General features: G+C 47.9%; 14 protein-coding genes. 2 read left to right on the top strand and 12 right to left on the bottom strand.

Annotated features, from left to right (window positions below):
• Positions 1-119 precede the first annotated feature (119 nt).
• Together L1N82_RS21695 and L1N82_RS21700 are read right to left on the bottom strand one after the other, a co-directional pair.
• A complete protein-coding gene (locus L1N82_RS21695) occupies positions 120-884 on the bottom strand; it encodes a TatD family hydrolase (protein WP_235289539.1) in 765 nt (254 codons plus the stop codon).
• Positions 885-919: 35 nt separating this feature from the next.
• Positions 920-2,209, bottom strand: coding sequence for an HD domain-containing protein (locus L1N82_RS21700; RefSeq protein WP_235289540.1), 1,290 nt, complete (start codon positions 2,207-2,209; stop codon positions 920-922).
• Positions 2,210-2,490: 281 nt separating this feature from the next.
• Between L1N82_RS21700 and L1N82_RS21705 the strand changes: the two genes are divergently transcribed.
• Positions 2,491-2,745, top strand: coding sequence for an AbrB/MazE/SpoVT family DNA-binding domain-containing protein (locus tag L1N82_RS21705; protein ID WP_111147690.1), 255 nt, complete (start codon positions 2,491-2,493; stop codon positions 2,743-2,745).
• A gap of 146 nt (positions 2,746-2,891) precedes the next feature.
• Here L1N82_RS21705 and rsmI read toward each other — a convergent pair whose 3' ends face one another.
• From rsmI to L1N82_RS21755, 10 genes are all read right to left on the bottom strand, one after another.
• Positions 2,892-3,788, bottom strand: a complete 897-nt coding sequence (gene rsmI / locus L1N82_RS21710) for a 16S rRNA (cytidine(1402)-2'-O)-methyltransferase (RefSeq protein ID WP_235289541.1) — start codon at positions 3,786-3,788, stop codon at positions 2,892-2,894.
• Positions 3,785-4,561, bottom strand: coding sequence for a tRNA1(Val) (adenine(37)-N6)-methyltransferase (locus L1N82_RS21715; RefSeq protein ID WP_235289542.1), 777 nt, complete (start codon positions 4,559-4,561; stop codon positions 3,785-3,787). Before L1N82_RS21715 ends, rsmI begins: the two co-directional genes overlap by 4 nt.
• Positions 4,562-4,619: 58 nt before the next feature.
• Positions 4,620-5,003 (bottom strand): initiation-control protein YabA, encoded by a 384-nt coding sequence (locus L1N82_RS21720; RefSeq protein WP_328284510.1) that lies wholly within the window; start codon positions 5,001-5,003, stop codon positions 4,620-4,622.
• Positions 5,004-5,036: 33 nt separating this feature from the next.
• Complete coding sequence (locus L1N82_RS21725; RefSeq protein ID WP_235289544.1) at positions 5,037-5,840, bottom strand: PSP1 domain-containing protein; 804 nt, start codon at positions 5,838-5,840, stop codon at positions 5,037-5,039.
• A gap of 4 nt (positions 5,841-5,844) precedes the next feature.
• Entirely contained in the window at positions 5,845-6,822 is a 978-nt protein-coding gene (gene holB / locus L1N82_RS21730) for a DNA polymerase III subunit delta' (protein ID WP_235289545.1), read from the bottom strand.
• A 32-nt stretch (positions 6,823-6,854) separates the two neighbouring features.
• On the bottom strand, positions 6,855-7,298 hold the full coding sequence (locus L1N82_RS21735; RefSeq protein ID WP_235289546.1) for a YaaR family protein: 444 nt from the start codon (positions 7,296-7,298) through the stop codon (positions 6,855-6,857).
• 62 nt (positions 7,299-7,360) lie between these two features.
• Complete coding sequence (locus L1N82_RS21740; RefSeq protein ID WP_111147697.1) at positions 7,361-7,690, bottom strand: cyclic-di-AMP receptor; 330 nt, start codon at positions 7,688-7,690, stop codon at positions 7,361-7,363.
• Between the two features lie 59 nt (positions 7,691-7,749).
• Positions 7,750-8,403: a dTMP kinase gene (gene tmk, locus L1N82_RS21745; RefSeq protein ID WP_328284511.1), complete on the bottom strand. Its 654-nt coding sequence runs from the start codon at positions 8,401-8,403 to the stop codon at positions 7,750-7,752.
• 70 nt (positions 8,404-8,473) lie between these two features.
• Positions 8,474-10,003, bottom strand: coding sequence for an aminotransferase class I/II-fold pyridoxal phosphate-dependent enzyme (locus L1N82_RS21750; RefSeq protein WP_235289548.1), 1,530 nt, complete (start codon positions 10,001-10,003; stop codon positions 8,474-8,476).
• Between the two features lie 125 nt (positions 10,004-10,128).
• The gene (locus L1N82_RS21755; protein ID WP_235289549.1) at positions 10,129-10,314 is read right to left on the bottom strand and encodes a sigma factor G inhibitor Gin; all 186 of its coding nucleotides are present in this window, start codon (positions 10,312-10,314) and stop codon (positions 10,129-10,131) included.
• 242 nt (positions 10,315-10,556) lie between these two features.
• Between L1N82_RS21755 and L1N82_RS21760 the strand changes: the two genes are divergently transcribed.
• Complete coding sequence (locus tag L1N82_RS21760; RefSeq protein WP_235289550.1) at positions 10,557-11,087, top strand: transposase; 531 nt, start codon at positions 10,557-10,559, stop codon at positions 11,085-11,087.
• Positions 11,088-11,185 lie beyond the last annotated feature (98 nt).

Below are 11,185 nucleotides of genomic sequence, written 5' to 3' on the forward strand. Positions count from 1 at the left end.
GAAAAAGACGATTTAAAGCTTATTTAAGGAAAATCACGCAAAAAAGTCGCGATTCGGCGAAGTAAAATCACTTTTTTCACCGTATAGGTCGCTTTTTCTAACCTTTTTACGTGATTTCGCTAGAGGCCAAACAAAATTTTGGCATTATCCGTTGTTATTTTTTCAATTTCCTTCCTGTCTTTACCTAATATTACCGCAGCCGCATCTGCTACATAAGCCACGTAGGCAGACTCATTTCGTTTGCCCCGATAAGGCTCCGGAGACAGGTAGGGAGAATCTGTTTCGATCAAGAGCCGGTCTTCCGGCACCTTGGCGAGCACTTCCTTAGGCACCCTGGCATTCTTGAAGGTAACCGGTCCCCCAAAGGAGATATAGAAATTCATGTCCAGGCACTGCTTGGCCGTTTCCCAGCTTCCCGAGAAGCAGTGCATGACCCCTCCCACCTCTTCAGCCTTTTCCTCACGCAGGATACGAACCACATCTTCGTGCGCATCCCGGTTATGAATGACAATCGGTTTTCCTACCCGCTTAGCCAGCTGGATTTGTTTGCGAAATACTTCATGCTGAACATCCTTGGGGGATGTATCCCAGTGATAATCCAGACCAATTTCTCCAATAGCAACTACCTTAGGATGGGCGGATAACCGCTCGATCCACTCCAAATCCTCTTCCCGCATATGTATGCTCTCGACCGGGTGCCAGCCGATAACCGCGTATATAAATTCATATTTCTCAGCCAGCTCCATAGTGGACGGAATGGTCTCTCTATCGAAGCCGACATTGATCATGATTTCGACACCAGCTTCTCTCGCCCGCTGAATAGCAGCTTCCCGGTCGTTGTCAAATTTCTTGGAATCCAGATGGGTATGCGTGTCGATTAACATAGGTTCTTGGCTCCTCTATTCTGTCGATTTAGCATTTATACATTAAAAAGTTGTCGAATTTCATCATCTAATTGATTATTGTGTTTCAAAAGTTCTTCTTCGGGGTAATAAAGGTGATACTTGCCTCTATGTAGCCCGGCGATTGACCGGATAATATCCGACTTACCGGATATATCCTCCAGTTGGTCCTTACTGCCGAGCAGTAGAATAGGCGCTTTTTCTTCGCCTTCAGAGTTGCCCGGACGGTATACATGATACGGAAGATCGAAGGGATAATCAATTTCCAGATGATAGTCAGGATGAAGACCGATTTTTTCAAAATTTGCGCGAATCTGTGCATTGAGAGACTCATCCATTTGTTCAACTGTTACATATTTATACAAGGCCCGGTCAATGAACCGCTGGCACAAATTAGCCAGGAGCTGATCCTGCTCATTCATCCATTGGCTAAAGACAGTTTGAACAAGTGCTTCATCCAGCTGAAGATAAGCCGCGACATCCAGATTGTTGCTCAGCAGCTTATCCAGCGGCTCCATCATATATTGAAATGTATACGTACCCGCATAAAGCTCTTTTGCTCTGCGAAATATCTGTCTGAGGATAATTTCAGAACTGCGGGTAACCGGATGAAAGTAAACCTGCCAGTACATCTGGTAACGGGACATCAAATAGTCCTCAACGGCGTGCATACCGCTTTCCTTGACGACAATCTTGTCACGGTACGGACGAAGCACGCGCAGAATCCGGTCCAGATCAAAGGTGCCGTAATTAACGCCCGTATAGTAGGCATCCCTCAACAGGTAGTCCATACGGTCAGCATCCATCTGGCTCGAAACGAGGCTGATGACAATCGGTTGAGGATAGGTTTTACATATAACCGATGCCACCTTCGCCGGAAAGTCTTCCGACACCGAGCGCAGCACCTCGTTTATCTCAGTATCTTCCATTATAATGCGACAGGTCCATTCCTCATGGTGGGTATCGAACACATCCTCTATGGAGTGGGAGAAGGGTCCATGTCCTACATCATGAAGCAAAGAAGCGCATAATGATACCAAGCGTTCTTCCTCTGGCCAGTCAGGATATTTATTCCGTTCAAATTGTGAAATAATCTTGCGTGTTATTTCATATACACCGAGCGAATGGGAGAATCGGCTGTGCTCCGCTCCATGAAAAGTTAAATAAGAAGTTCCCAGCTGCCTGATTCGCCGGAGACGCTGGAATTCTTTTGTATTAATGAGATTCCATATTATCTGGTCTTGCACGTAAATATATTTATGTACCGGATCTTTGAACACTTTCTCTTCAGCCAAGTCATGCCGCATGCTTCTCACCTCGCGTATAATGGATACTATTAATTCGACAAAAACTTTATCGACTGTGGTCTTTTGTCGAATTATGTCGATATATCATTTCCAACCCTTCTCCTCCCGAATTATGGAAATCGAAACCGTTTTATTGAACACACTGCACTTTTTACGAAATGTGCATAAAATATCTCATTTTCCTGTTGACTATTATGGGAATGGTTGGTACTATAGATATTGAGAAAAAAGTAAAACGATGTCGAATAATGTTGAACTCATTGAGAGGGGAAAAGATAAATATGATGAAATCTACAGGTATTGTACGTAAAGTTGATGAACTGGGACGGGTTGTTATCCCGATTGAGCTTCGCCGCACACTGGGCATTGGTGAGAAGGATGCTTTGGAGATTTACGTGGACGGCGAGCGGATCATGCTCAAAAAATATGAGCCTGCTTGTATCTTCTGCGGTAATGCAGAGAATGTCACGTATTTCAAAGGCAAAATTGTTTGCAATGAATGTATAACAGAATTGCCTACACCTGTGACAAAATAAGAATTATAGGTTATAATAAAGGCACATTCCATTTGTTAATTCTAACCTTTTTATACTCCTTGCTGCCTTCCTGTGCTAGAACCCGGCCAGGAAGGTCTTTTTTTTTCCATCCCCATTTTTCCAGCCGTATTACGCTTCTGCTTCTTTTACGTACCCTCCTGCTCTTCTAGCACCTTACTGTACACATCTCGCTTCGACATCCCCCGGTCTGCTGCTGCTTTCTTCATCGCTTCCTTGCGGTCACCCGATTGCTCTTCATAATAAGCTACATGTCGGGTTAACGTCCACTCCTTCCAGAATGCTTGCTCAGCTGGATCTGGCCTATCACCTGCAGCCGCGCCGCTTATTACGATACAATACTCGCCTTGTGGAGGATGCTCGGACAGAAGCGCCAGAGCTTCTTCAACCGTGCCTCTCGCTACTTCCTCATGGCGTTTGGTCAGTTCTCTTACTAGCGCAACCTCCCGGTTTCCCCATACCTCCCTAACAGCATGCAGAGTTTTGATCAGCCGATGCGGCGACTCGTAAAACAATAACGTTGCCTGCTCATACTGCAGCTCGGTCAAAAATGCCTGCAGAGGTTTCCGGTCTCTCGGAGGAAATCCGGCGAATAAGAACCGTTCCGTCGACTGCCCGGACACAACAAGAGCAGAGAGCGCTGCGTTTGGGCCCGGAATCGGAACAACCGGAATTCGACGGCTGATGGCATCCCTCACAAGATCAGCACCTGGGTCAGATATCGCGGGCATGCCTGCGTCACTGACAAGCGCGATCGACTGACCTGCCAGCAGGAGACGAACTAGTTCAGGGCCGCTGGCATGCTTGTTATGTTCATGATAGCTCACCAGACGTGTGGAGATTTCAAAGTGTGTAAGCAGCTTCCTGGTCTGTCTCGTATCCTCGGCAGCTATCAGATCCACTTCACGCAGCGTCCTCACAGCCCGGTAGGTCATGTCTTCCAGGTTGCCGATCGGTGTTCCTACTATATATAATGTACCGGCCTGTGACTCCCTCTCACCAGAGAAGCTCTTCTGTACGATCATTCCCCTACCTCCTTCTTACCCACATTAGCAGTTCCGTAATAAATCTCCATCAGCTCATCATGATACTGCTTGTTCTCCTTGTAAACGATAAGCGGCTGCAAAATTTTCACTTCCGGCCTGGCATCCCTCATCGCTTCAATTAATACCATATTAGCCTCCGACCCCAGATAAGGATGGACAAAGCGAATGCGCTTGGGCTCCAGCTTAACCTGTTTCATATATGTGATGATTTCCGCAAGACGTGTGGGTCGGTGAACCATTGCCACTTTCCCGCCCGATTTCACCAGTCTGGCACAAGCTGTCACCACATCCTCCAGCGTGCAGTGAATCTCATGCCTTGCAATGGCGTAATGGCTGTTCACATTGGCATCGCCCGTATGAGCCGGCATATAGGGGGGGTTGACCGTAACCGCATCATACACACCATACCCGCTGCTCAAGTGATAGGTTCTGAGGTCTCCCTCATGGACCGTAAGCCGGTCTTGCAGTCCATTAAGCTTGATACTGCGTCTGGCCATGTCAGCGAGGCGCGGCTGAAGTTCAACAGCATCAATAGAGGCATTCGTACGTGTTGACATTAGCAGAGGGATCACCCCATTCCCGCTGCACAAATCCAGGACGCGCCCCCTCATCGGGATATGAGCGAACCGGGCCAGCAGTACAGCATCCATTGAAAAGCTAAACACCTCAGGGCTCTGAATAATATGTAAATTATGGGTAAGTAGATCATCTAGCCGTTCAGACGGCTGCAGCTCAATTGGCGGCTCTGACATAGAATCTCCTTCTTCTGCAAAAGAGGACCCCTACGGGTCCCCAGATGTGTTCATTCATTTACTTGTTCAAAAACGACAGACAGAACAGGCAATCGCCTTCAGTTCTCAAATGACCATAATATACATTACAGATATGAAACCCCTCATGGTACAGTCTTGCCAGATTATCGTACCCTTCTCCGACAGGCGGCTGAACAAACCCTGCAGGGCCCAATTCTTGTTCGGCTTCATCGTCTGCCTGCTTCCGGCGGTCTTCCTTGGCCGCATCAGATGCCCCGGCCTTCAGCATCTTGCGAAGCTGCTGGTTCTCAAAGCTGAGACGGTTGTTCTCTTCAAGCAGCGTCTTGATCTTAAGCTTCATCTGACCGATTTCCGTATGAAGTTCGCTTATACTTGACTCCAGCTTGTCCATTTGTGCAAAAAGATGATTTTTCTTCTCCACTTTCCCACCCCAGAGCATGCACGAAACGATCGTTTATTTTACGACAACATCATCAAACGGAAGCTCCTTCGGCTTGCCTCCCGTTTCAAACAGCTGGACATACACGGTCCTCGAAGAAGCATTAATGCCGGTTACTTTGCCTTCCCCTAAGGAAGTAATAACAACTTTGCCGACTGCAGGCAGTTCCTCCCGGACGCTTTCATAATTATCATGCTCAAATTTCAAGCAGCACATTAATCGGCCGCACAGACCAGATATCTTCGTTGGATTAAGGGATAAATTCTGGTCCTTGGCCATCTTAATCGATACGGGCTCAAAATCCCCAAGCCAGGACGAACAGCACAGCACTCGGCCGCAGGGACCGATTCCGCCCAACATCTTGGCCTCGTCACGCACACCAATCTGGCGGAGCTCAATTCGGGTACGAAATACACTTGCCAAATCCTTGACCAATTCACGAAAATCCACACGGCCTTCAGCCGTGAAATAAAAAATAATTTTATTGCGGTCAAACGTGAATTCCACATCTACCAGCTTCATGCGAAGCTTATGGTCACGTATTTTCTCTATGCATGTTGCAAAAGCATTCTTGGCAGCGTTCTTGTTCTCTTCCACGACTTTGGCATCGGCATCGCTCGCGATGCGGATGACCTTCTTAAGCGGAAGGACAACATCATCTTCACCTACCTGCTTTTGACCAACAACGACTTTGCCGTACTCGACTCCGCGTGCAGTCTCCACAATGACATGCTGATCGCTTTGAACAGGATGTGTGGCCGGGTCGAAGTAATAAATTTTGCCTGCTTTCTTGAAGCGGACACCGACTACATTATACAAGGACTTAGCCCTCCTGTATGCTAACTAAAAATTGCTCAAGGGCAAGCTGCGGGGATACATGCGCACGAATACGCCTTTCCGCCTCCAGAGCCAGTTCCATGTGCCTCACCCATGTCTCCGGAGGTCTCTGAAATGCATGCTTGCTGAGCCAGTCTGCTTGGTCTATATAAACGAGATCCTGCTTCCTGCCTGCTTGTATATGAAGCAAATCTTTATACCATAATACTAGCAAAGCAATAAGCAGATCGGATGAGTAATCAAGACCTGATTTGAAAACCTGTTGGCCTGCTGTCACAATAGCGGACGAAAACCTCTCCAGGCTGTCCTTCCCTAATTGTATCACTACGTTTCTTGTTTCTGCAAACCCCTCTTGCTGGATAAGCCGGCGGCTTGCATCAAGACCCGATGCTAATTGTACCGCTGCGCGTGCGAGCAGCTCCGGTTGACCCTCCTCAAGCAGCTGTCCCAGCATCTCACTGCGAGATACAGGCAGGAAGGGAACGAGCTGTGCCCTGGACCGAATCGTTGGCAGCACAGCGTGGCTGTTCTCCGTAATCAGGATCGCAACAACGGAAGCAGCAGGCTCCTCAAGAAACTTAAGCAGGCCGTTGGCGGCCTGCAGTGTCATTTTTTCCGCTTGCTCCATAATATAAACCTTACGCTTCGTACTCTCGGCGCGATATGACATATCCCGCTGAAGCTCCCGGATCTGGTCGATCTTAATGGACGCACCCTCCGGCGCAATACGATGCAGATCCGGTTCATTCCCATGCATGAATTTACGGCAGGCCAGACATTCTCCGCATGCATCATCGCCAGCTTTTTCACAGAATAGAGCCTGGGCAAAAGCAAGGGCCGCAGCCTCGCGTCCCGTACCCTGCGGCCCGCTGAATAAATACGCATGTGAAACCTGTTCGCGGCGCAGGGCAGTCTGCAATATACGCTTAGCCTTGTCCTGACCCGGTATCGTTTGAAATGACATCTCGTTAATCCCTCTCTGTCACCCTTCGAAGCTTAATATAAAAGGTTAATCAGCATCCCCCTGATTTCCCCCATATGTCCCAAGAGTGCGATCCGCCCCTGTTCGGACTCGAGCAGCTCTTCTGCCATTTGTACGAGGGCTTCATCAATCTCATCCAACAGCTTATACCGTTTAGTCCGTCCCTTACGGTCCCAGCCTTTTGTTTCCTTCAAGCCGACTCCCCGTCTTGCTGTATCCTCCAGGAAGCGCTTGACCATCTCCCGGTACAGCTTTAGCTCGCGTACAGTCATATGCCGTGCGAGCCGCTCACCCTGATTATGAATGTCCTGCAGCTTCCGCTGCAGCTCTTCTTGTGTCCGCTGCTTCTCTTGACCTCCCATAACGTCCGAGAAATTTGGCAGCTGTGCAGGCCGGGGTGGCATATCGGCACGTGTTCGGTCCTGACCGAGCGGCCGGTAGCCCGGATTTATTTTCATGTGTGATCTCACACCCAATTCGCAAGTTATAAAATACCTGTTGTTTCAGGCACTGCAGTTAATTAAAAATGTTCAAACCGCTCTACCGGCAGTACAAAGACGGCGGCACCGCCGACCTGGACTTCTACCGGAAAAGGCATGTAGGAATCCGTCGAGCCGCTCATTGGTGAAACAGGTGTGACGAGTTGGTCGCGTACTTTACAGTTGTTACGGATAACCTGCAGCACATCCGGCACACGTTCATCCTCAATACCGATCATGAATGTAGTGTTTCCCGCGCGGAGAAACCCTCCGGTACTGGCCAGTTTCGTGGCACGAAAACCTTCGCTTACCAAAGAATTGGATAACCGGTTGCTGTCCTTATCCTGTACAACGGCAATGACTAGCTTCATCCTAACCCCTCCTGCTTCACAATAGTCATAAATCCAGAAATGGTGCCTATTTCTGTTTATTATTTGACACGAAGGTATGAAAACCCTTTAATCCGTGCTGCAGTTTCAGTAATAACTTGTAGAAGAACATCGTCGATCATCCGGTTTGCATCTACCTTAATCAGCCGTTCAGGGAATTTCTCGAGCAGCTTAAGATATCCTTCTCTTACCCGTTCGTGGAAGGATAGTCCCTCCAGATCGAGGCGGTTGATCTCACGCTGCTTAGCCTCGTGAATTCGCTGCATACCGAGTCTCGGGTCTACATCCATATATAGTGTCAAATCGGGCATGGCGCCTTCAATCGCAAACCGGTTAATCTTCCATACCTCCTCCATGCCGAGTCCGCGCGCATGTCCCTGGTAGGCCAGGCTGCTGTCTACAAAACGGTCACAGAGCACAATACAACCTGCTTCGAGAGCCGGCAGCACTCTCTCCATAAGATGCTGTCTTCTTGCGGCAGCATACAAAAGCGCTTCGGTTCGCGGGTCCATCATAGTATGGACAGGATCCAATATTATGGACCGGATTGATTCGGCAATCGGAATACCGCCTGGCTCACGTGTAGTAATCACCTCATAGCCTTGTTCCTCAAGATAACGGGTGAGTCCTGTGATTACAGTCGTTTTACCGGCGCCTTCGCCACCTTCTATTGTCATGAAGAAACCTTTGCGCACTTGTTATACCCCTTCTGCATCATCATGGATAATATAATTTAACCTTACCTTAATAATAGCAGAGGCTTTGTTAAACCTGAACCTTTTTATTATGTTCATCCTTTCGCTTCATCACACGGATGCTTGGTAACCCTGCATATTCTGCCTGTTGAAAACGGGCACCGCTGGCAGCGAGCTCGCTTATGACCCGGATTACCTGCGAGCTAATAATTTCTCCATGATAGACAAGAGGAATGCCTGGCGGGTAGGGGATGATCATTTCTGCCGCCTTCCTTCCCGCCGCTTCCTCTAATGAAACCCGTTCTGTCTCCTCATCCTCCGGCAGCCAGCGCTGAATGCGAAATGGAGGCTGAACCAGATCTGCAGAAGCAAATGCCAGCCCCGTAGAAGAACCAGCAGATAACTTGACTGATTCCTTTTTCCCCCTGGGGTGTGCATCCAGCTGATCCATTAGCGTTATTAAAACATCCGCGATCCGGTCAGCCGTTTCCACCTCCGTATAGGCGCCAAACAGCAGCACAACATGACGTTCATCCGCCATTTCTGCCCATATCCCTTGATCTGACAGCAGCTTAAGCAGCATATAACCGCTAACACGGCCTGACGAATCATAAATTACTGGCCGCAGAGGATCAAGTGCCGTATAAGCGTGATAATTAGGTCCCTTATCTCCAATCAGCCTTATAGGTAGGCCTGCTGACAGTAGACGTGCTTTGAAGCGCTCTGCTGCAGCAAGCCCCTTCCTAAAGTATTCGGGGCCCTTACGGGCCAGCTGAGCTCTTGTAATGTCCAGCGAAGCAAGCAGCGGGTAAGAGGGACTCGAGCTTTGAACCATTGTTAACGCATGCTTCAAGCGTTTGGCACTCACCAGGTTTCCTCTCGTATGCAGCATGGCTGCCATTGTCATAGCCGTAAGCGTCTTATGCGTTGATTGAACGACGACATCTGCCCCTTGCTGCAGGGCTGACTTGGGAAACGCTGGATGAAGACCATAGTGAGCTCCATGTGCTTCATCGACAAGCAGCGGCACTCCCGCTAGATGAGCAGCGTCGGCATAAGACTGCAGCTCCATACTCATCCCGTAGTAGTTTGGTGTAGATAACAGTACACCCTTTGCAGCCGGATACCTATGTAAAGCATCCTTAATCGTTTGAAGCGCAGGTACCGTTGGAAGTCCTGTCTCTGAATCTATATCAGGCATGACAAAGACCGGTTCAGCCCCGGCCAGCATTAATCCATGAATAACCGACTTATGGACATTTCGCTGAACAATAATCTGGTCTCCCTGCTCACATACAGCCAGTATCATCGCAAGATTGCCAGCAGTGCTTCCCCCCACCAGGAAGTGAGTTTCCTCAGCGCCAAAGCACAATGCCGCCAACTGCTGCGCCTCCAGAATCACCCCTTCCGGATGATGAAGATCATCCGTATCCGCCAGTTCTGTTACATCAATTGAGTATACGTGCAGCAGCTCTTTAAAGTCTGTATCTTCGAGGCCTTCTCCCGACTTGTGGCCGGGAACATGCATACTGACTGGACTACCTTCCCGATGCTTCAATAATGCTTGGTATAATGGTGCTTCGACCATCTCATCTTTCATGAAAGCTTCCCCTCTGCCAGTCATTTCACCTTAAAAATCAAATTTATTTTATCAGAATATAAATAACCGGCAAGCCGTCCTCTCCCGAAGACTCGTCTTACCGGTCATGCATGCCTATAATAAGACTATGCATTTTTCTGTATCCAGATTTGCTTCAATTGATGAACGAAGAAGAGATATTTATCGTCCTTTACATCAGTCCGGACCATCTCCGATTCGCAAGTCTCACATACAAACTCCGTTATTATACGAATTCCGTCTGTTTTCTCCTGCCCGCATATAATACAGTGACGGGTATCAACATCATACATATAGGTATCGCCGCCCTTTTCCTCAATCTCTTACCTACCATTATGCCACATATCCTATAATGCTATACTTGTTTCATAGCCTAATTCAAATATTTATACACTATATGTGCATCATGGCTGTCCTGTTCCAGTTGGGCGTTTTTTGCGCAGTTCAAGTATCCTCCATTCATTTCCCTCTCTCTTCTTCCGATAATTAACTATAGAGCAGCCTATCTGCCCCTTATTTTTAATGGAGGAAGCGTATGAAGAGAGAACAGCAGCTGAACCGTAATGCAACAATCTATCATTATCAATTAATACATAAAATAAATATACCGCAGGAAATCATGGCAAGCTATATGTCCATTAGTCTAATCTTGGGCTTATTCCAGTTCCTTATGTATCAATGGAGCGGCCTCTTAAGCTGGATGTTAGGTATTCTTATTATTCAAGTCATCCACTATCTCATCATTCGTTTGACAATGATCCGTGTAGATGAGCCAGATGACCGCAGATGGAGCTGGCGTAGTACAATACCTTGGATCGGATATGTCCCTGTTCAGATGGTGGAGCATGGTCTGTTCCGAAAACTTCACCGTCATTTACTCTGGTTTGGTCTCTGTGTTATCACTGTTATCTATCCTTGGGTACCTGAACCCTATATGATTAGTTTAATTTGCTGGCATCTCTGGACATTGATGCCCCGTCTTGTAATTCTTCATAGGCTGCGTAAGGGCAGAAAAGACGGCGTAATAAAGCTCCAATCCAATGAGGTTTGCTTCTATCATCGCTAAGCCGGTCGTCAGACCGGTTTATGTTGTCTTCAAAGTTATTATATAAACAAAACCCATAACAAAAACCCGTTAAGCATTATGCTTAACGGGTTTTACGT

This window comes from Paenibacillus tarimensis (genome assembly GCF_021532315.1).
GTDB classification, from domain to species: Bacteria; Bacillota; Bacilli; order Paenibacillales; family Paenibacillaceae; genus Paenibacillus_I; species Paenibacillus_I tarimensis.

Coding starts and splice junctions, on each gene's coding strand:
- L1N82_RS21760 (WP_235289550.1), top strand. CDS start 10,557: ATGAAGAGAGAACAGCAGCTGAACCGTAATGCAACAATCTATCATTAT.
- L1N82_RS21715 (WP_235289542.1), bottom strand. CDS start 4,561: ATGTCAGAGCCGCCAATTGAGCTGCAGCCGTCTGAACGGCTAGATGAT.
- rsmI (WP_235289541.1), bottom strand. CDS start 3,788: ATGATCGTACAGAAGAGCTTCTCTGGTGAGAGGGAGTCACAGGCCGGT.
- L1N82_RS21695 (WP_235289539.1), bottom strand. CDS start 884: ATGTTAATCGACACGCATACCCATCTGGATTCCAAGAAATTTGACAAC.
- holB (WP_235289545.1), bottom strand. CDS start 6,822: ATGTCATTTCAAACGATACCGGGTCAGGACAAGGCTAAGCGTATATTG.
- L1N82_RS21735 (WP_235289546.1), bottom strand. CDS start 7,298: ATGAAAATAAATCCGGGCTACCGGCCGCTCGGTCAGGACCGAACACGT.
- L1N82_RS21755 (WP_235289549.1), bottom strand. CDS start 10,314: ATGTATGATGTTGATACCCGTCACTGTATTATATGCGGGCAGGAGAAA.
- L1N82_RS21705 (WP_111147690.1), top strand. CDS start 2,491: ATGATGAAATCTACAGGTATTGTACGTAAAGTTGATGAACTGGGACGG.
- L1N82_RS21700 (WP_235289540.1), bottom strand. CDS start 2,209: ATGCGGCATGACTTGGCTGAAGAGAAAGTGTTCAAAGATCCGGTACAT.
- L1N82_RS21740 (WP_111147697.1), bottom strand. CDS start 7,690: ATGAAGCTAGTCATTGCCGTTGTACAGGATAAGGACAGCAACCGGTTA.
- L1N82_RS21750 (WP_235289548.1), bottom strand. CDS start 10,003: ATGAAAGATGAGATGGTCGAAGCACCATTATACCAAGCATTATTGAAG.